The sequence below is a fragment of the Pseudomonas sp. PDM21 genome (assembly GCF_014852505.2).
In the GTDB taxonomy this organism is placed as follows: Bacteria; Pseudomonadota; Gammaproteobacteria; order Pseudomonadales; family Pseudomonadaceae; genus Pseudomonas.
Window position 1 is genome coordinate 824,363 of record NZ_CM181223.1, and the last position, 19,727, is coordinate 844,089.

A 19,727-nucleotide genomic window follows, 5' to 3' on the forward strand; every position below is an offset into this window, starting at 1 on the left:
AGGGCGGTCTCCGGGCTGCCGACGTCACATCGCCGCCTTCCCGCATTCAGCAGTGGCGGATGGCGATGCTGCGCTCCGTGAGGGGCGCGTCGGTTACCGTTGCGGGGGCAGCGCAGGTCTTTCACCTGCTTCCCGTTACCTCGAACGAAAACGGGCGCACCTTAGTCGGTGCGCCCGTCACTGGCAATACTCCCGGGGAGGGATGCGCCGATCGGTCTCAGCGCTTGCCGAGGGCCTCCAGGCGCGCCTTCACCGAGGCTTCGATGCCGGCGGCGTCTAGCCCGCACTCCGCGAGCATCTGCGCGGGCTTGGCGTGCTCGACGTAGTAGTCCGGCAGGCCCAGGTGCAGGATTGGCTGCTGCAGGTTCTCGCGGGCGAGGAATTCGCTGACGGCGGCGCCGGCGCCACCCATCACCGAGTTCTCCTCGAGGGTCACCAGCAGTTTGTGGCTGGCGGCCAGCTGGCGCACCAGCTCTTCGTCCAGCGGCTTGACGAAGCGCATGTCGGCGACCGTGGCATCGAACTGCTCGGCCACTTTCAGCGCTTCGGCCAGCTGCACGCCGAACACCAGGAAGGCGACCTTGCCGGCCTTGCCTTCGCGGCGCACCACGCCCTTGCCGATCTCGACCGGTTCCAGCGCCGCCTCGATGGGGGCGTTGGGGCCGGTGCCGCGCGGGTAGCGTACCGCCGCCGGGCCTTCGAAATGATGGCCGGTGGTGAGCAGCTTGCGCAGTTCGTTCTCGTCGCTGGGAGTCATCACCAGCATGCCGGGGATGCAACGCAGGTAAGAGAGGTCGAAGCTGCCGGCGTGGGTCGGGCCGTCTTCACCCACCAGGCCTGCGCGGTCGATGGCGAACAGTACGTCGAGGTTCTGCACCGCGACGTCGTGGATCAGCTGGTCGTAGCCGCGCTGCAGGAAGGTGGAGTAGATCGCCACCACCGGCTTGGCGCCATCGCAGGCCATGCCGGCCGCCAGGGTCACGGCGTGCTGCTCGGCGATGGCGACGTCGAAGTAGCGGTCCGGGAATCGGTCGGCGAAGGCGACCAGGTCGGAGCCTTCCTTCATTGCCGGGGTGATGCCGACCAGGCGCGGGTCCTGGGCAGCCATGTCGCACAGCCACTGGCCGAATACGCTGGAGTACTTCGGCCCGCCAGCTTTCTTCGGCACGGCGTGGGCGGGGGCGCCCTCGGGCTCCAGCTTGGTGATGGCGTGGTAGCCGATCGGGTCGATCTCGGCCGGGCCGAAGCCCTTGCCCTTCTTGGTTACCACGTGGAGGAACTGCGGGCCCTTGAGGTCACGCATGTTGCGCAGGGTGGCGATCAAGGTTGGCAGGTCGTGGCCGTCGATGGGGCCGATGTAGTTCCAGCCCAGCTCCTCGAAGAGCGTGCCGGGGACCAGCATGCCCTTGGCGTATTCCTCGGTGCGGCGGGCGATCTCCCAGGCGCCGGGCAGGCGCGAGAGCACCTTCTTGCTGCCTTCGCGCATGCTGCTGTAGGTGCGGCTGGAGAGGATTTTGGCCAGGTAGTTGGACAGGCCGCCGACATTGTTCGAAATCGACATGTCGTTGTCGTTGAGGATCACCAGCATGTCGGCCTTGACCTCCGACGCGTGGTTGAGCGCTTCGAAGGCCATGCCGGCGGTGAGAGCACCGTCGCCGATCACCGCCACCGACTTGCGGCCGGAGCCCTGCATGCGGGCGGCGATGGCCATGCCCAGGGCGGCGCTGATGGAGGTGCTGGAGTGACCGACGCCAAAGGTGTCGTACTCGCTCTCCGAGCGGCGCGGGAAGGCGGCCAGGCCGTCTTTCTGGCGCAGGCTGCCCATGCGCTCGCGGCGCCCGGTGAGGATCTTGTGCGGATAGGCCTGGTGGCCCACGTCCCACACCAGACGGTCGTCCGGGGTGTCGAAGACGTAGTGCAGGGCGACCGTCAGTTCGATGACGCCCAGGCCCGCGCCGAAGTGCCCGCCAGTCTGGCCGACGCTGTACAGCAGGTACTGGCGCAGTTCGTCAGCGAGGGTCAGCAGCTCCGCTTCGCCCAGGCGACGCAGCTCGACCGGCGTGCTGGCGCGGTCGAGCAGGGGCGTGGCAGGGCGCGCGCGGGGAATCTCGTGAAACGTCGTGGGCATCAGGCTGATCGTTATGAGAAGGCAAAGATGCGGAAGTTTACCCGAAGCTCCGGATTGGCCCAAGCAACGTGGGGCCAATCCTTTGGACGACCGGATGGTCGGGGCCGGGCAGAAGCGCTGGTGGCCGGGATTGCCGGTCTTCGTCCCAGGCGGAAGCGGGCGGGGCGTCCCGGTCGGGGAGTGGCAAAGCGTCGCAGCGGGCTGCCCGGAGGCCACCCGCTGCGCTGCCGCGGCTTAGATCACGGGGTGGTGGACGGACAACTCGTCGATCAGCATCGGGCGCACGTCCATCGCGCCGTAGTGCGGGGTCGAGCCGGCCTGGTTGGGGCTGCCTGCGTCACCGGCGAAGGTCAGGTTCGCGTGTCCGGTCTCCAGAACGCTGCCCATCGAGGGCAAGGCCGCCTTGGCCTGATCCGCTCCGGCTTGGGGAGCCAGTGCGCTCAGGTTCAGCTCGAGGCTCTGCTGGCCCATCAGTTGGAGGCTGTGCTGGGCATCGAATCCGGCGTTCGCCTGCAGCGGCGAATGGCTGTCGACGGTCAGTCGGAAAGCCTCGCCTTCGATGCCGCCACGACCGACGTGGACGTCATAGGTGCCTTCCTGAAGGGCATAGGGAGCATTGAAGTGCCAGGTGCCGTCCGGCTGCACCAGGGCAATGCCCAGGCCGAGGATGGCGCCGGAGGCCTTGCCGTCTGCGCCGATCACGATGGCGCTGACGTTGAGCAGCTCACCGGGGGCGCCGGTACCGTGGAAGGTCGGGCGCGTGTCGTCGGTGGTGGCGCCGCTGGCCAGTTCGCCGGTGACCGGGCCGACGTGGTCAACGGCGCCGGTGATGCTGGCGTTGTCATGGGGCGGCTCCGGCAGCGGCTGCGGGTCAGGCTGCGGAACGGGTTCGGGTTGCGGCTGAGGCATGGCCGCGGAGCGGTCGATGACCAGGCGGAACGCATCGCCTTCGAGCAGGCCCTGTCCGGCGCGGAAGTCGTAGGTGCCTTCCTGGATGGCGTAAGGCGCGGTGAAGTGCCAGGTGCCGTCCTGTTGGACCAGTGCGGTGCCCAGGCCGAGGATCGGGCCGGAAGCCTTGCCATCCGCGCCGATGGCGGTGGCGCTGAGGTGGATCAGATCCCCTGGCGTGCCAGTGCCGTGGAAGGTCGGGCGGGTATCATCGGTGGTGGCGCCGCTGGCGAGCTCGCCAGTCACCGGGCCGATGTGGTCGGTGGCTGAAGTGATGGTCGTGTCACCGTGGGACGGCTCCGGGTGGGGCTGCGGCTCGGGTTGTGGCTGCGGTTCCGGTTGTGGCTGGGGCGCAGGGAAGCCGGCGGAGCGGTCGATGACCAGGTGGAAGGCATTGCCATCCGTGGGGCCATACCCGGCATGGAAGTCGTAGGCACCCTGAGGGAGCTGCTGGTTGGCGCTGAGCTGCCAGGTGCCGTTCTGCTGCACGAGGGCGGTGCCGAGGTGGATCGAGATGTCCGACGCCTTGCCGTCGGCGCCGATGGCAACGGCCATGACGTTGATCAGTTCACCGGGGGTGCCGGTGCCGTGGAAGGTCAGACGGGAGATGCTGGTGGTGGCGCCGTTGGTCAGGTCGGCGGCGGCTGGGCCGTACAGGTCGAAGGCGCCGGTGATGGTGGTGGCAACCGCTTGGGTCGCTGCGGAGCTGGTGTACAGGCTGTTCGCCTGATAACTGCCCCAGAGTGAATAGCTTTGATTGCGGGTACTTCCAGAGTTGTTTTCCATGGCTGTGCTCTTGAGGTGTGAGTATTCGGGGGGCTGAAAGTGGTCTTTCCGCCATCTTGTTTGCGCGAAAGGGTAAGCGGCAGCACTGGTCTGGAAGTGGCCCCAGCCCCTGGATGGCCTGGGGGCAGATGGAAATTTGAAGGGCGTTCTGTTTTCGTCGGTTCGGCTGTTGGAAACTTCTGGCCAGCGCTACTGGGAAGTGGGGCTGGTTGCTGGTAAATGTTCTGAGCGAGATGAGGCTGAATTCCGAGCGGCAACGATGGGCGGATCGTTTCGGTGTAGTGACAGGACTGTGCCGATTTCGTCGCTCGGCTGGCCGATAGGGACCAAGATTCGCCGGTGCCGAAGCATCACAGTAGAAGGTGCCCTTGGCTTCCCAACCTGTCCGCAAGGAGTGACCTGTGACCCGACTGACCCTGGATGAACTGCGTGAGCTGTCGCTGGCGATCCTGCGCCACAACGGCTTCAGCGAACCTCACGTACAGGCGGTGACCGCCACCGTGCTGGCGGGCGAGCGCGATGGCTGCACGTCGCACGGTGTCTGGCGGCTGCTGGGCTGCATCCACACCGTGCGCGCTGGCAAGGTGGTGGCCGATGCCGTGCCGGCACTGTCCGAGCCCGCGCCGGCACTGGTGCGCGTGGATGCCAAGGGCGGCTTCTCGCAATGCGCCTTCGATCTTGGCCTGCCGAAGCTGGTGGAGAAGGCCCGCAGCCAGGGCCTGGCTGCGCTGGCGATCAACCATTGCGTGCACTTCTCGGCGCTGTGGGTGGAGATCGAGCGGATCACCGCCCAGGGGTTGGTCGCGCTGGCGGTCACCCCGGCCCAGGCCTATGTGGCGCCAGCGGGCGGGACGCGGCCGCTGTTCGGCACCAACCCCATCGCCTTCGGCTGGCCACGTGGGGATAAGGACCCGTATGTCTTCGACTTCGCCACCACGGTAGTGGCGCGCGGGGAAATCCAGCTGCACGAGCGCGAGGGCAAGGCCATTCCGCTGGGCTGGGGCATCGATGCGCAGGGCAACCCCAGTACTGACCCAAGCGCGGTGCTCGATGGCGCCATGCTGACCTTCGGCGGGCACAAGGGCTCGGCGCTGGCGACCATGGTCGAGCTGATCGCCGGCCCGCTGATCGGCGACCTGACCAGTGCGGAATCCACGGTGTTCGATGAGGGCACCAGGTCCTCGCCACACCACGGTGAGCTGCTGATCGCGCTGGACCCGGCGCGCTTCCTCGGCGCGGATGCCCCGCAACATCTGGCGCGGGCGGAGACGCTGTTCGAGTCCATCGTCGACATGGGCGCGCGGCTGCCGTCGCAGCGGCGTTTCGCGGCGCGCCAGCGCAGCCTCGCCGAGGGCGTGGAGATCAGCGATTCGCTGTATGCCGATTTGCGCAGGTTGCTGGAGTAGTACGGTCTCCCTGTAGGAGCGGATTTATCCGCGATGGTTTCCGGCGCGATGCGGACCTATCGCGGACGGAGTCCGCTCCTACGCAAAACCCATCACCTGTGCATAAAAAAGCCCCGGCGCAAGGCCGGGGCTGAGCATCGGCGCGGGACTGGCCGACAGTTCACTCCCGCGCCGACGAACCCTCAGCGAGTCACCGCACTGTACGTCGTCTCGCCATCCACCAGCCGCGCGATACCCAGCGGGTTGGCGTCCTTCAGCGCTTCGGGCAACAGCGCGTTCGGGTAGTTCTGGTAGCACACCGGGCGCAGGAAGCGGTCGATGCCCAGGCTGCCGACCGAGGTGCCGCGTGCGTCGGAGGTGGCCGGGTAGGGGCCGCCGTGGACCATCGCGTCGCAGACTTCCACGCCGGTCGGGTAGCCGTTGATCAGCAGGCGCCCGGCCTTGCGCTCGAGCACCGGCACCAGCGCGGCGAAACGCGACAGGTCCTCGGCTTCGGCGATCAGCGTGGCGGTGAGCTGGCCGTGCAGGCCGTCCAGCGCGCGGCGCAGCTCGGCTTCGTCGGCCACTTCGACGACGATGGTGGTCGGGCCGAAGACTTCTTCCTGCAGCAGCTCCTCGCCTGCCAGCAGCAGTTCGGCCCTGGCCTGGAACAGCTGCGGCAACGCCTGCTTGCCCTCCTGCGGCTGGCCGGCGAGGTGGCGGATGGCGGGGTGGGGGAGCAGGCGGGCGATGCCTTTTTCGTAGCTCTTCAGGGTGCCGGCGTTGAGCATGGTCTGCGCCGGGCGCTGGCCGATCTCGGCGATCAGGTTGGCGACGAACAGGCTGAATGCCGGCGAGGCGATACCGATGACCAGGCCGGGGTTGGTGCAGAACTGACCGCAGCCCATGACTACTGAGTCCGCCAGCTCGCGGGCGATCTTCTCGCCGCGATTTTCCAGGGCGGCGGGCAGCACCAGCACCGGGTTGATGCTGCTCATCTCGGCAAACACCGGGATCGGTTGCGGGCGTGCGGCGGCGAGATCGCACAGCGCGCGTCCGCCCTTGAGCGAACCGGTGAAGCCGACCGCCTGGATCGCCGGGTGCTTGACCAGTGGCTCGCCGACGCCGGCGCCGTAGATCATGTTGAACACCCCGGCCGGCATACCGGTGGCTTCGGCCGCGCGGGTGATCGCCTCGCCGACGAATTCAGCGGTGGCCATGTGGCCGCTGTGGGCCTTGACCACCACCGGGCAACCGGCAGCCAGTGCGGCGGCGGTATCGCCACCGGCGGTGGAGAAGGCCAGCGGGAAGTTGCTGGCGCCGAACACGGCCACTGGGCCGACGCCGGTGCGGTATTGGCGCAGGTCCGGGCGAGGCAGCGGCTGGCGCTCGGGCAGCGCGCGGTCGATCCGCGCGCCGAGGAAATCGCCACGGCGCAGGACCTTGGCGAACAGGCGCATTTGATTGGCGGTGCGGCCACGTTCGCCCTGGATGCGTGCAGCGGGCAACGCGGTCTCGCGGCAGACGGTGGCGATGAAGTCGTCGCCAAGGGCTTCGAGTTCGCTGGCGATGGCGTCGAGGAACTGTGCGCGACGTTCCGGTGACAGTGCGTTGTAGGCGGGGAAGGCGGCTTCGGCGGCGCGGGCGGCGGCGTCGACTTCGGCCTCGGTGGCTTGGAGGAATTCGCGGGGCAGGGCCTCGCCAGTGCTGGCGTCGAGGCTCTGCAGGCGGACAGTGCCGGCGCCGATGCGCTGGCCGGCGATGAAGTTGTGGGCGGTCATGGGCAGGCTCTCTGGGGCTGGATTTCGGTATGGCGTAGAGCCCCTCTCCCCAGCCCTCTCCCTGAAGGGAGAGGGAGTGTCCGAGTGGCTTTGGCGGCCGTGCTTTGCTGATGCCTTGGTTGCAGGCGGAGCACGCGGGTTCCCTTTACGCCGAACCAGTCCCCTCTCCCTTCAGGGAGAGGGTTAGGGAGAGGGCACGGCTGACCGGGGGCTCAGGTGTCCCGGCTGGCACGAAACGCTCTCAACTCTGCTGTGTTTTCCTTAGAGCCCCACATCCGGCAGCTTCGGCCGATTGGCCAGCGCCTTGGCCATGATCTTCTCCACGTGCTCGCGGTCGGCGCCCTGCAGCGCCAGGCGCGGCGGGCGGGTGAGGGCGGTGCCGCGGCCGGCGATCTCTTCGCAGAGCTTGATGCACTGCACCAGGTCCGGGCGGGCGTCGAGGTGGAGGATCGGCATCAGCCATTCGTAGATCGGCATGGCTTCCTCGTAACGGCCGGCCTTGCACAGGCGGAAGATGGTCTCGCCTTCCTGCGGGAAGACGTTGGACATGCCGGAAATCCAGCCTTCGGCGCCCACCGCGATGCTCTCCAGGACCACGTCGTCGAGGCCGGCGAAGAGGATGAAACGGTTGCCCACTTCATTGCGCACGTCGATGAAGCGGCGGGTGTCGCCGGAGCTGTCCTTGAAGCAGACGATGTTCTCGCAGTCGGCCAGGGAGATGAGGATGTCCGGGGTGACGTCGTTCTTGTAGATCGGCGGGTTGTTGTAGACCATCACCGGCAGGTCGGTGCTGGTGGCCACGCTGCGGAAGTGCGCGGCGGTCTCATGGGGCTTGGAGGAGTAGACCAGGGCGGGCATCACCATGATGCCGTCGACACCGACCTTCTGCACCGCCTTGGCTACCTGGGAGGCGCCGTGGCTGGTGAACTCGGCGATGCCGCAGATCACCGGCACGCGGCCGCCGGAGGCGTCCTTGGCGACTTCGGTGACGGCCATCTTTTCCTCGATGGACAGCGAAGTGTTCTCGCCGACGCTGCCGCACACCACCAGGCCCGACACGCCATCGCGCACCAGGTTGGAGATCACTTTGTGGGTGGCTTCCAGGTTGACCGAGAAATCGTCGTTGAACTGAGTGGTCACTGCGGGGAACACGCCACTCCAATTGACCTTCTTGCTCATGTTTTTCTCCAATTGTCGTATTTCGTATACGAAAGTTCTGGAAGGTTTTCCTGAAATTTCGTCGTCGGGTGCCGCTACGCGGCGAATCAGGGGTGAAAGGGGGAATCAGTAGCCGTTCGGCCAGGTGTCCGAGAGCCGGTAACCCTCAGGCCACGGGTCGGACGGGTCGAGCAGGTGCTGGTGGGTGCCGGTGATCCAGGCACGACCGGAAATGCAGGGGTGGATCGCCGGTTTGCCGCCGACGCTGGTGAGGCCGTCGATGCGGCAGTGGAACTTGGAATCGATGATCGAGTGGCCGACGAAGCGCTCGCCGTCCTTCAGCTGACCCTTGGCATGCAAGACCGCCATACGCGCCGAGCAGCCGGTGCCACAGGGCGAGCGGTCGATCTTGCCGGGGCGGATGACCACCGCGTTGCGGCCGTGCAGTACGCCGTCGACGCGCTCCACCGGAGCGGTCAGCTGGCAGAAGGAGATGTGCGCCCAGTCGTGGTTTTCCGGGTGCTTGAAGCCCAGTTGCTGGTTCGCCGCCTGGGTGATCTTCAGGCCGGTGGCAACCAGGTCGGCGGCCTCCGAGGCGTGCAGGGTGAAGCCCAGGGCGTGGGCATCGGCGAGCACGAAACTGTCGCCGCCATAGGCGGTATCCACCTGCAGCGAGCCGAGACCTTCTACCTCGATCCAGGCATCGAGCTTGTCGGCGAAGGAGGGCAGGTTGCGCACTTCCACGCGCTGCACCTTGCCGTCCTTGCAGTCGGCCACGGCTTCGATCAGCCCGCCGGGAGCTTCCAGGGTCAGGCGCGTCTGCGGCTCCTGCATCGGCAGGATGCCGCTGTCGAGCAGCACGGTGCTGACGCACAGCGAGTTGGAGCCGGACATGGGCGGCACGTCGGCCGGCTCCATGATGATCCAGGCCATCTGCGCGCGCGGGTCCTTGGGCGGGACCAGCAGGTTCACGTGGCGGAACACGCCGCCGCGCGGTTCATTGAGGACGAAGTTGCGCAGCACGTTGTCGCTGGCGATGAAGCGCGACTGCGCCCACACGGTGTCGCCCGGCGGCGGGGCGACGCCGCCGACGATGACGTCGCCGACCTCGCCCTCGGCATGGCAACTGACCACATGGATGATCTTGCTCGAACGCATGTCTGTCTCCTGTGCGAATGGGCCAATGAACGCGCGGTCAGTTCACCGAGCGGAGGAACTCCGCCGTTTCCGCCCGCTGCGGGTTGACGATCACCTGGTCCGGTGTGCCGATCTCGTGCACCAGTCCTTCGCGGAAGAACGCCACGCGGTCGGACACGTCGCGGGCGAAGCGGATTTCATGGGTCACCAGGACCATGGTCATGCCCTCTTCGGCGAGCAGGCGCATGGTGTCGAGCACCTCGCCCACCAGCTGCGGGTCGAGTGCCGAAGTGGCTTCGTCGAACAGCATGTAGTCCGGCGACATGGCCAGCGCGCGGGCGATCGCCATGCGCTGTTGTTGCCCGCCGGAAAGCTTCTGCGGGAACACCTTGAGCTTGTCGCCCAGGCCTACGTGCTTGAGTTGCTTCACCGCCATCGCCTCGGCTTCTTCCCTGGAGAGACCGAGCACCTTGCGCGGGGCGAGCATGACGTTCTCCAGCACGGTGAGGTGGGGGAAGGCGTTCCACTGCTGGAAGACGATGCCGATCTTCTGCCGCAGCTTGTTCAGGTCGGTGGTCTTGGCGTGGACCTCGATGCCGTCGACGCGGATCTTGCCGCGCTGGATCGGCTCCAGGCCGTTGATGCACATCAGCAGGGTGGACTTGCCCGAACCCGAGCCGCCGATGATCGAGACCACTTCGCCCTTCTTCACAGTCAGGCTCACGCCCTTGACCACTTCCAGATCGCCGTAGGCTTTGTGCACGTTGTCGATTTCAATCATTTTCCTGCCACCTTTTTTCCAGCCGGGCACCGAGGCGCGCCACGACCCAACTCATGAGGTAATAGATGACCCCGGCGACGCACAGCACCAGCAGGGGTTCCTGGATGCGCGTCACGATGGTCTGCGAGGCGCGGAGCAGTTCGACGATGCCGATCCACATGACCAGCGCGGTGTCCTTCATCACCCCCAGCACCAGGTTCAGCCAGCCGGGGAAGGCCACCCGCGCGGCCAGCGGCAGCACGATGTAGCGCAGGTCCTGCCAGTAGGTCAGACCCAGCGAGCGGCTCGCCCGGCGGATGTTCGGACCGACGGCGAGGATGCCGCTGCGGATGATCTCGGTGCAGAACGCCGCCGCGTAGATGCCCAGTACCAGGCAGCCGACGGTGAAGGCGCTCCAGTTCAGGCCGACGATGCTTTTCAGTGAGTTGAACAGCACGAACTGGATCAGCAGCGGCACGCTGCGGAAGATGTCGAGGAACCAGCCGACCGGCATCGTGGCGCGCGGCAGGGCGGCGCGCAGCCAGCCCAGCACGACGCCGGCGAGGGTGCCGATGAGCATGGCGCCGACGGTCAGCTTGACGGTGACCCAGGCCCCTTGCAGCAGGAACATCAGGTCGTTGACGGTGAAGCTCGTGGAAAACATGCGCGCTTCTCCTAGTAGCGGAACAGCCGCCAGCTCAACAGGCGGGCGACCGCCACGATGACCTTGGCGATGATGTAATAGAGCACCGCGGCCAGGGCGAAGTACTCGAAGGTGCGGAAGGTGCGCACGTTGAAGTCCTGGGTCACGCCGGTGAGGTCGTTGTTCAGGCCTACCACTACGCCCAGCGAAGTCATCAGCACCGCCCAGACCATCTGGTTCGTCAGCGGGTAATAGACGATGCGCAGCAGCTGCGGAACGATGATCATCCGGTACGCCTGAAAGGCGCTCATGCCCAGCGAGCGCGCGGCGCGCATCTGGGTGTCCGGCACGGCCTTGAGGCCGCCGCGGAAGTTCTCCGCGAGGTAGCCGGCGTTGTTGAAGGTGATCCCCGCCAGCAGTGCCACCCAGGAGCTGACGTGCAGGCCGAAGGAACCCAGGCCGAAGTAGAGGATGTAGATCTGGAACAGCGACGGGGTGTTGCGCGCGATGGACACCCAGGTATCGGCGAAGCCCTTGAGCAGCGGGTTCTTCATCTGCCGCATGACGGTCAGCAGCAGTGCGATGAGCACGCCCAGGATCATCGACAGCGCGGCCGTCTCCAGGGTCACCCAGGCGCCGCCGAGCATGTCCGGCAGGGCCTTGAACGCGGAACGCCAGTGGAAGCTGTAGTTGAACATCAGCGCACCCCCTCGCTCAGCCAGCTGGGCACGCCGCCATCGGCGCGAGCACTGCAGGCCGCCTCGACGCACGCGGCAAGGCTGCCGAAATGCACCTGGCGCCCGGCCAGGCCCGGACCGTAGTGGGCGTACTTCGCCGAGTTGGTCATCAGCGTGGTGCAGGCCGGCGGGATCACTGGTTCGCCGATCATGCACCAGCAGGTGTCGTTGAGCAGTTGCGCGCCGAAGTCTTCCAGCACCTTCACGTCTCCGGCGGCGCGGGCCTTCTCCTGCACGGCGCGGCCCAGCGCGATGACCAGCGCGACGCCCGGATGCTTGCGGCGCCCGGCGACGAGTTTCGCCAGGTCCGCGCATTCGCTGGCGGAGAAGTGCGGGTTGCCCAGCGAGACCAGTTGCACGGTCGGTTCGCTGGCGTGGTCCAGTTCGCGCCAGGAGGCGACCAGGTCCGCCGGGGTGACGCGCAGGTGCTGCAGCGGCGCCTTGTTGCCCAGGGCGGTGGTGGCGTCCGGCGCTTCCGGGGTGACCCCGGCGATGTGGAACATCGGTGCGGCGGAAGTGGTGGCGAAGGCCGCGCCGAAGGCTTTCAGCGCATCGCTGTCCGGGGCCAGCGGCTGCAGGCCGTCGACCACCGGGATACGCGAGCCGCACAGCTCGCCGATGTGGTAGCCGAGCAGCGGGAAGATCGACTCGTCGTGTGCGGCCGGCAGCTCGACATCGATCCGCAGCGTGGCCAGCCGGCCTTCGTCGCGGTGGCTGCCGACATTCGGCGCGCGGCCGGTGAGGGCGATGCAGATGTCGAGGTAATCCGGGTATTTCAGGGTCCGTGCGCCGAGCACGCTGTTGGCGTACACCACGGCGTTGGATTCGGCCCAGACCACCTGTTCGCCGAGGCCCGGTTTGCTGTCCAGCAGGTAGGGCGCGCAGGTGTAGCTCATCTGTGCACCCATCTCCATGTAGGCATCGCCCAGCGCGGCGGCGGGTTCGCCGAAGGCTTTGTCGACGCCCAGCTCGCGCCAGCGGCGGTGGTCCACGGAGATGGAGTTGAGGGTGGTCGGCACCCTCACCTGGCCGCCCCAGTCCGCCAGCTGGCGGGCGAAGCGCAGGCTCGCGGGGCCGGTATAGATGCAGCCGTCGATGTGCGCCTGGGCGACATCGAGCAGGTCTTTCGCGCCTTGCAGCGCGGCCATGCGCAGGACGATCTGCATGGCGGCCTGGGCGGCCTTGCCGTGCTTGCCGTCGAGCAGCTCATGGTCGCCGGCATTCAGTGCCAGGCCTTCCGGCAGCGGGCCGGCGTCGCTGGCCATCACGCCCTGCCAGCCATCGGCAGGGCGCTCGGCGCTGAGTGTTACCTGACCGTCTTCGATACGGGCCCAGCCACCCGCGGACAACTGCTCGAAACCCTCGCGCCCCAGGCTCAGCACCGGGATGGAGCGGCCGAACAACGCCTGCGCCACCAGCACGCCGAGGGTGAGGATTTCGTCCGGCTCGGCCAGCAACAGGGCTGCCGGCGCGTGGCCGTTGAGCAGTATTTCCAGCATCACGCTGCTGCCGGTACAGGAGCCGCGTCCGCTGGGAATCGCCAGCACCCGGCCGGGCAGGAAGCTGCCCGACAGCGGATGGTGGCGGTCGATGACCTCGCCCGTGAAAGGCTCGACGCCTCCCCAGAAGCTCAGCCCGGTGTCGGCGGACAGTAGCGCCCCTTCGGCGCTACCCCCCATCAGGACCCGCCCTGTCAGGCGTGAGTCCCGCACCCTTGAAGCCTGCATCGAAGACATGTCGCACCCGCTGTCAGTAGTACACGTGGGGAACGGTGAGATCGACCGGGGCGCCACCCACCCACTTCTCGTACAGCTCGGCGTAGCGGCCGGTGCGGACCTGCTGGTTGACGAAGAGGTTGAGGTAATGGATCAGGCCGTACTCGTTGCGCGCGGCGGCCAGCGAGACGTAGTCGATCACGTAGGGTGCGTTACCCACGACCTTCAGGCCCTTGTACTTGCCGGACTTGAGGGTGGAGGCGGCGACGGTGTTGGTCACCACGGTGGCATCGATGTGGCCCTGGGCGACGGCGAGGATGGTGTCGTTCTGGCTCTGGTAGGCGCGGAAGCTGCCTTTGCCGGCCCACTTCTTCACGTCCTTTTCCAGCGCGATGGCTTCATAGGTGCCGCTGGTGTTGCCCACCGGGCGGTCCTTGAGGTCGTCGTATTTCGTGATGCCGGTGTCCTCGCGGGTCAGCACCACCATCTGGAAGGCGAAGTAGGGGATGGTCATGGCGACCGTCTTGGCACGCTCCAGGGTGTCGGAGGTGGAGGCGACGATCACGTCGGCACGGCCGGAAACCAGCGCGGGGATACGATCGGGGAAGGGCGTCTCGACGACTTCGGCGGTGACGCCGAGCACTTTCGCCAGATCGTTGCAGTAGTCCACGTCGAAGCCGACCGGGTTGTTCTGTGCATCGCGCGAGCCCATGGGCGGGAAGTCCAGGGTCACGGCGCAGCGCAGCTTGCCGGATTCGATGATGTCGTCGAGCTTGTCGGCCTGGGCCTGACCGACGAGGAACACAGCGGTGAGGGCTAGAGCAATTCGGGAGAATTTCATGGGGGCCTCTCTGAGTCAGTGTTGTGCAGCAGTTTTTGTATTATGGATTTCGTATACGATATTTCTTAGAGCAAGGCATGTGCCAGAAACCACTCGGGTGTGACCCATGGATCGCAGGGCCCGGTGTTTGGGGGATTGGGTACTGGGAGCCTTCCGAATTAACTGTAGGCGGGTTCTGCGCGCTGTTACCAAATGAAGCAGGAGTGCGTTTCGCTGCCCCTTATGGGAGCACTCGGTGGGACACAGTCATGCCCTGTAAAAGCGGGCCACGCTTGCTCGCGAACGGCACTCCGCCGTTGCTCCTGCTGAACGCTTTCGTAGGATGGGTATCGCTGCGCTCCACGCCATCCTACGTTCGTGCTCTGCCGTCATATCGGTGTGGACGGGGGCCCCGGTTGCGGGCATAGCCGGTTCCTACAGGTGTTTCGTCAGTTGGAAACCGATTGGGATTCACGGTACTGCGTCGGCGACAGCCCGGTGAGCGCGCGGAACTGTCGGCTGAACGCGCTGTGGTCGGTGTAACCACAGCGCAGGGCGATCTCGGTGATTGGCAGGTCTTCGCCCAGCAGGCGGGTGGCCGCGCCCAGGCGCGCCTTGTGGATCATCTGCCGCGGGGTGAGCTGGAAGATACGCTTGCAGTGGCGCTCCAGCTGGGCGACGGACAGCCCGGCCAGCTCGGTCAGCTCGCCAAGGTTGATCGGCTTGTCGAAGTGCTCGCGGATGTAGGCGTCCACTGCTGCCAGGCGCTGGTATGCCGGGTGCGTGGATTGCGCCGCCTGCAGGTCACTGGAAATCCCCGCCATGCCGATCACTGCGCCGTCCGCATCGTGCAGCGCCAGCTTGTGGGTCAGGCACCAGCCGGGTTGGCGGCCGGGATAGAGGTGCAGTTCCAGCTGGTCGCTGAGCTGGCCGCCGGTTTCCAGCACGCGGCGGTCCTGCTCGGTGTAGACCGGACCGAAGCGCGAGGGGAAGACTTCCTCGGCGGTGCGCCCGAGCAGTTCGCTGGCGTCCTTCACGCCGCAGCGCCGCGCCAGGGTCTGGTTGACCAGCACATAGCGGGCCGCGGTGTCCTTGATGAAGAACACCACGCCGGGCATGGCATCGAGCAACGGGGCTATCTGCCGGAAAGTCTGCAGCAGGCTGTCCAGGTCGCGGGCGCCCTGGGGGATCAGGTCGTGCATCGGGAAGCGGGTCGGCTGTCGGAACATGGCGAAAGGTACGGTGCAAAGTGGCGAGGTGGCGGGGCGCTGTCAACTCGTAGGGCGCATAAAGCGGAAGCTTTATCCGCCGCCTTGGCTTCGATGTGGCGGCGTGTGGCGGATAACGCCAAAGGCGTTATCCGCCCTACGGGACAGGCGCAGTCTTCAGTCTTCGGCCAGCTGCAACAGGGTTTCCACCCGCGCCGGGCTGAAGGGCGGGCGCGGGGCCGGCGGTTGCCAGCCGAACAGTTGCTTCGCCGCTGCGCCGCACACGCGGCCCTGGCAGGCGCCCATGCCGCAGCGGCTGGCGAGCTTGGCGGCGGTCCAGTCCGGTTTGCCGGCCAGCGCCGAGTAGGGAACGTCCTCGCAGCGGCAGACGAGGGTGTCCGGCTGGGCCAACTGGTTCAGGCGCGGATCGAGGGCGAAGTCGCGCTTCAGGGCGTCGGCAAAGCCCTGCCAGCGCTGGCGCTGCGACCAGAGCCCGCGCGCGCGGTCGTGCTCACCCACTGCGGCGTGGCCGGCGATACGACCTTCCACCAGGGCTTTCTCCGAGCCGCCGAAGCCGGTGCATTCGCCCGCTGCATAGATGCCATCACGGCTGCTCGCCTGCCAGGCATCGACGCGGATCGCGCTGTCTTCCACCGCGCACCCCAGCGCCTGGCCGAGCTGCACGTTGGGAACCAGGCCAAAGCCGCAGGCCAGCAGGTCGCAGGCGATTTCCCTCAGCTTGCCGCCCTGGTTGATGCGTACGCCTTCCAGGTGATCGCTACCCAGGGCGGCGACCACATGGCTGCCGGCGCGGTAGGCCGGGTCATACAGACCGAAGGACTGCAGCAGCTTGTTCGGCCAGCGCGGCAGCTTCATGGCGAAACGCGCGAGCGCGGGCCAGGACGCCTGCTCGGCGATGCGCAGGATTTTTGCGCCGTTGGCGCGGGCAGTGGCGGCGCTGGCGAGCAGCAACGGGCCGCTGCCTGCGATCACCACGCGTTGCCCATCCACCGGTAGCCCGCCTTTGACCAGCGCTTGCAGGCCGCCCGCGCCGGTAACGCCGGGCAGCGTCCAGCCGGGGAAGGGCAGGAGCAATTCGCGCGCCCCGGTGCAGAGGATCAGCTTGCGGTAGTCCAGCCGCCAGCCACGCTCGAAATCCTCCAGCAGCAGGCCGCGCTCGCCGGCCAGCGCGACCACGCGCGTGTTGTTGTGAATCCTGATATTGGCGCAGGCAGCCACTTGCTCGCGTAGCTCGGTGGCGGTACCCGGCAGGTGTGCATTGGGCCCGTCGCGCCAGATCTGCCCACCGGGCAGCGGGTTGTCGTCGAGGATGACGATGCTCGCGCCGCTGGGCGCGGCAGCGAGGGCGGCGGACAGCCCGGCCGGGCCGGCGCCGATGATGACGATATCGGCCGCAGCGTTCATGGGCGGGTCTCCACCTGCATGCCGTCTCGGCACAGAGTCTGGCAGGCCAGGCGGCGCTGGCCGTCGATGCTCACCCGGCATTCCTGGCAGACGCCCATGCCGCACAGTGGCGCGCGACGCTGGCCGCTGACCGAAGTGCGCGTGGTGCCGTCACCGCCCAGGGCGAGCGCGGCGGCGACCGTGGTGCCGGCGGCGACCCGCAGCGGGCGGCCGTCGAGGATCAGCTCAGGCATGGGAGTTGGCTCCAGGAAAGCGGCGCGGGGAATAGGGCTCGGCCGGCAGCGGCAGCGGCTCATCGCACAGCTGCGCGGCGAGCAGGTCAGCGGTGCCGGGGGCGGTGGTCACGCCCAGGCCTTCGTGGCCGACCGCCAGCCACAGGCCGGGGCGCTGCGGGTGTTCGCCCACCAGCGGCATGCCGTCGGGGCTGGCGGCGCGGAACCCGGCCCAGCTGCGAATCACATTGAGGTTGGCCAGGCCGGGCATGTAGTCGACGGCGCGGCGCAGCATCTTCGCCAGCATCCAGCCTTCCACCTGCGGGTCGGTGGTGCCGAACTGCCGCGAGGCGCCGATGAACAGCTGGCCAGTGGGGCGCGGCTGGATGTTGCAGGCTACCGAGGGGCCGCTGGCGTTGTGCGCGCTGGTCACGTAGCCCAGCTCGACCAGGGTGCGGCGCACTTTGCCGGGGTAGCGGTCGGTGATCAGCAGGTGGCCCTTCTTCGGCTCGATGGGCAGGCCGGGACACAGCTCGCCGGCCTGGATGCCGTTGGCCAGCACCACGGCCTTGGCGCTCAGCCACTGGCCGTTGTCGAGGCGCACGCGGGGCTCGTCGATTTCCACCACTTTCGCCTGGCGCTGACGGATCGGTTTCAGCGCCGATTCCAGCAGCCAGGCAGCGGCGCGCGGTGCGTAGAGGATGCCGTCGCCAGTGATCTCCAGCCCGCCGTGCAGGTCCTTGCGCAGCTCGGGTTCGTCCTGCTGCAGCTCGGCGTTGTTCAGTAGTCTGGCGGCGACGCCGTGCTCGCGCAGGACGGCGAACTTGCGTTCCGCTTCGGCCATCTCTTCATCATTGGCGGCCAGCCACAGCGTGCCGTTGCTGCGGTAGGCGCATTCGGCGGGCATGTCGTGGCCCCACTCGCGCCAGCGTTGCAGCGAGTAGTTGCTCAGCGCCAGTTCGGCGGCGTTGTCGTCGAGGACCAGCAGGTGGCCCATGCCGACGGCGGTGGCGCCGGGCAGGCGCGCGTCCAGCACCAGCACGTCCAGCCCGCGACGGGCGAGGGCGTGGGCGCAGGCGGCGCCGACTATGCCGGCGCCGATGACGATGATATCGGCATCGTTCACGGGCGGATGCCCCAGGCGAAGGGGTCGTCCTCTTCCAGCAGCAGGGTGGCCTCGGCGCTGAGGTTGGCGCGCCCACGGATGGTCGGGATGATGCGGCCCTCGGAGGGTTCTCCGATCCACTCGAAGCGCCCTTCGAACTGGCTGCCGATCACGCTGGCCTGGCGCCAGGCGTCGCCGGCGGCGAGCTTGCCGTCGGCGGCCAGGCACGCCAGCTTGGCGCTGGTGCCGGTACCGCAGGGCGAGCGGTCGTAGGCCTTGCCGGGGCAGAGCACGTAGTTGCGGCTGTCCGCTTCGGGATCGTCGGCGAACAGTTCGATGTGGTCGATCAGCCCGCCGTCTTCGCCACGGATGCCCTGGTCTTCCAGCGCCTTCTGCACGGCGACGGTGTAGGCGGTCAGCTCATCGAGGTTGTCGCCGGCGACGCGCAGGCCGTGATCGGAGATCAGGAAGAACCAGTTGCCGCCCCAGGCTATGTCGCCGTGCACCAGCCCATGGCCGGGCACTTGCAGCGGCACCTGCTTGCGGTAGCGGTAGGCGGGAACGTTGCGCACGCTCACCGAGCGGTCATCGTGCAGGGTCGCTTCGACGGTGCCCACCGGCGTCTCGATCCTGTGCGTGCCGGGGCCGATGCGCCCCAGGTGCGCCAGCGAGACCACCAGGCCGATGGTGCCGTGGCCGCACATGCCCAGGTAGCCGGTGTTGTTGAAGAAAATCACCCCGGCGCAGGCGCTCGGGTCTACCGGCTCGCAGAGCAGCGCGCCGACCAGCACGTCGCTGCCACGCGGCTCCAGCACGGTCGCGGCGCGCCAGCTGTCGTGCTGCTCGGCCAGCAGCGCGCGGCGCTCGGCCATGCTGCCCTTGCCCAGATCGGGAAAGCCTTCGAGCACCAGGCGCGTGGGTTCGCCGCCGGTGTGGGAATCGAGAACCTGGATGCGTTTCATGCTGCCCCCTGGGGTGTCTTGTTGTTGACCCTAGGGTGGCGCGGGGCGGGAATTACAGCTTGAGGGTTTTCCGCCGGGCCGATGATGAAATCGGCACAGCGTGCCTTTAGGTGATCAGCTCGGGGTCGGCCGGTTCGGCAGGTGCTCGTAGAGCGTGCGGCAGACGCCGTTGATGTGCTCTTCCAGCAGACGTGCGGCGCGGTCGGCGTCGCCAGCGCGGCAGGCGTCGAGGATGTCGTGGTGCTCGTGGTCGGCGCGTTCCTTGCCGTCGGACATGCTCATCTGCAGGCGCAGGTAGCGTTCCACCTTGTCGTGGATCGAGCGGATCAGTCCGACCAGGTAGGGCCGTTGCGCCGGTTCGTAGAGGCAGGCATGCAGCTCCCAGTTCAGTTCGGCCCAGCGGCCGATGTCATCCTCGCCGACGAACTCGGCACAGATGCTCTCGGCGCGGGCGAAGGTCTGCGCGCTCATATTGGGGATCGCCAGGCGCAGCGCCTGGACTTCCAGCACCACGCGCACCTCGAACATCTGTGCCAGTTCCGGCTCGGAAATCTTCGTCACCAGCGCGCCCTTGTTGCGCTGGAACTCCACCAGGCCTTCGGCTTCCAGGCGCTTGAGCGCCTCGCGCACGGGGATCTTGCTGACGTTGAAGATCTGCGCGATGTCGTCCTGGCGGATCGGCTCGTGTTCCGCCATCTGGCCGGAAATGATCGCTTCGCGCAGGTGCTTGGCGATGGTCTCCGAGGCGGAGGGGACGATACCCAGGTTGGGAGCGTTGCGTAGCGGCACGATGCTGTCCGGTCAGGTGGCTGTTGTC

At 67.3% G+C, this 19,727-nt stretch carries 17 protein-coding genes and 1 riboswitch; of the genes, 1 reads left to right on the forward strand and 16 read right to left on the reverse strand.

Annotation, left to right across the window (positions count from 1 at the left end; all coding sequences use genetic code 11):
• Position 1 precedes the first annotated feature (1 nt).
• Positions 2–176, reverse strand: a riboswitch (cobalamin riboswitch).
• 41 nt (positions 177–217) lie between these two features.
• Both dxs and IB275_RS04055 read right to left on the reverse strand, forming a co-directional pair.
• Positions 218–2,128 (reverse strand): 1-deoxy-D-xylulose-5-phosphate synthase, encoded by a 1,911-nt coding sequence (gene dxs, locus IB275_RS04050; RefSeq protein WP_192290349.1) that lies wholly within the window; start codon positions 2,126–2,128, stop codon positions 218–220.
• 234 nt (positions 2,129–2,362) lie between these two features.
• Entirely contained in the window at positions 2,363–3,862 is a 1,500-nt protein-coding gene (locus IB275_RS04055) for an Ig-like domain-containing protein (protein ID WP_192290347.1), read from the reverse strand.
• Between the two features lie 401 nt (positions 3,863–4,263).
• On the opposite strand from IB275_RS04055, the gene IB275_RS04060 reads away from it, so the two are divergent.
• Entirely contained in the window at positions 4,264–5,268 is a 1,005-nt protein-coding gene (locus tag IB275_RS04060) for an Ldh family oxidoreductase (protein ID WP_192290345.1), read from the forward strand.
• 182 nt (positions 5,269–5,450) lie between these two features.
• Here the strand turns inward: IB275_RS04060 and IB275_RS04065 are convergent, their stop codons facing one another.
• The 14 genes from IB275_RS04065 to IB275_RS04130 form a co-directional block, all read right to left on the reverse strand.
• A complete protein-coding gene (locus IB275_RS04065; RefSeq protein WP_192290343.1) occupies positions 5,451–7,028 on the reverse strand; it encodes an aldehyde dehydrogenase (NADP(+)) in 1,578 nt (525 codons plus the stop codon).
• Positions 7,029–7,289: 261 nt separating this feature from the next.
• Positions 7,290–8,207 (reverse strand): dihydrodipicolinate synthase family protein, encoded by a 918-nt coding sequence (locus tag IB275_RS04070; protein ID WP_192211169.1) that lies wholly within the window; start codon positions 8,205–8,207, stop codon positions 7,290–7,292.
• 105 nt (positions 8,208–8,312) lie between these two features.
• Positions 8,313–9,344 carry a trans-3-hydroxy-L-proline dehydratase gene (locus tag IB275_RS04075; protein WP_138212078.1) on the reverse strand — a complete coding sequence of 344 codons (1,032 nt, stop codon included), beginning with the start codon at positions 9,342–9,344 and terminating at the stop codon, positions 8,313–8,315.
• A 37-nt stretch (positions 9,345–9,381) separates the two neighbouring features.
• Positions 9,382–10,104 (reverse strand): amino acid ABC transporter ATP-binding protein, encoded by a 723-nt coding sequence (locus IB275_RS04080; RefSeq protein WP_045216990.1) that lies wholly within the window; start codon positions 10,102–10,104, stop codon positions 9,382–9,384.
• Positions 10,097–10,747 carry an amino acid ABC transporter permease gene (locus IB275_RS04085; RefSeq protein WP_081517229.1) on the reverse strand — a complete coding sequence of 217 codons (651 nt, stop codon included), beginning with the start codon at positions 10,745–10,747 and terminating at the stop codon, positions 10,097–10,099. The genes IB275_RS04080 and IB275_RS04085 overlap by 8 nt, the downstream gene beginning before the upstream one ends.
• Positions 10,748–10,758: 11 nt before the next feature.
• Positions 10,759–11,424, reverse strand: a complete 666-nt coding sequence (locus IB275_RS04090) for an amino acid ABC transporter permease (protein WP_045216994.1) — start codon at positions 11,422–11,424, stop codon at positions 10,759–10,761.
• Positions 11,424–13,142, reverse strand: coding sequence for a cis-3-hydroxy-L-proline dehydratase (gene lhpI, locus IB275_RS04095; protein WP_192290341.1), 1,719 nt, complete (start codon positions 13,140–13,142; stop codon positions 11,424–11,426). Before lhpI ends, IB275_RS04090 begins: the two co-directional genes overlap by 1 nt.
• A gap of 70 nt (positions 13,143–13,212) precedes the next feature.
• Positions 13,213–14,019: an ABC transporter substrate-binding protein gene (locus tag IB275_RS04100; protein ID WP_192290339.1), complete on the reverse strand. Its 807-nt coding sequence runs from the start codon at positions 14,017–14,019 to the stop codon at positions 13,213–13,215.
• 428 nt (positions 14,020–14,447) lie between these two features.
• Positions 14,448–15,227, reverse strand: a complete 780-nt coding sequence (locus IB275_RS04105) for an AraC family transcriptional regulator (protein WP_192290337.1) — start codon at positions 15,225–15,227, stop codon at positions 14,448–14,450.
• Between the two features lie 156 nt (positions 15,228–15,383).
• Positions 15,384–16,631: an NAD(P)/FAD-dependent oxidoreductase gene (locus IB275_RS04110; protein WP_192290335.1), complete on the reverse strand. Its 1,248-nt coding sequence runs from the start codon at positions 16,629–16,631 to the stop codon at positions 15,384–15,386.
• Complete coding sequence (locus IB275_RS04115; protein ID WP_081517234.1) at positions 16,628–16,864, reverse strand: 2Fe-2S iron-sulfur cluster-binding protein; 237 nt, start codon at positions 16,862–16,864, stop codon at positions 16,628–16,630. Before IB275_RS04115 ends, IB275_RS04110 begins: the two co-directional genes overlap by 4 nt.
• On the reverse strand, positions 16,857–17,969 hold the full coding sequence (locus IB275_RS04120) for an NAD(P)/FAD-dependent oxidoreductase (RefSeq protein WP_192290334.1): 1,113 nt from the start codon (positions 17,967–17,969) through the stop codon (positions 16,857–16,859). Before IB275_RS04120 ends, IB275_RS04115 begins: the two co-directional genes overlap by 8 nt.
• Positions 17,966–18,910 (reverse strand): 4-hydroxyproline epimerase, encoded by a 945-nt coding sequence (locus IB275_RS04125; RefSeq protein WP_192290332.1) that lies wholly within the window; start codon positions 18,908–18,910, stop codon positions 17,966–17,968. Before IB275_RS04125 ends, IB275_RS04120 begins: the two co-directional genes overlap by 4 nt.
• A 114-nt stretch (positions 18,911–19,024) precedes the next feature.
• Positions 19,025–19,699, reverse strand: coding sequence for a GntR family transcriptional regulator (locus IB275_RS04130; protein ID WP_081517237.1), 675 nt, complete (start codon positions 19,697–19,699; stop codon positions 19,025–19,027).
• Positions 19,700–19,727 lie beyond the last annotated feature (28 nt).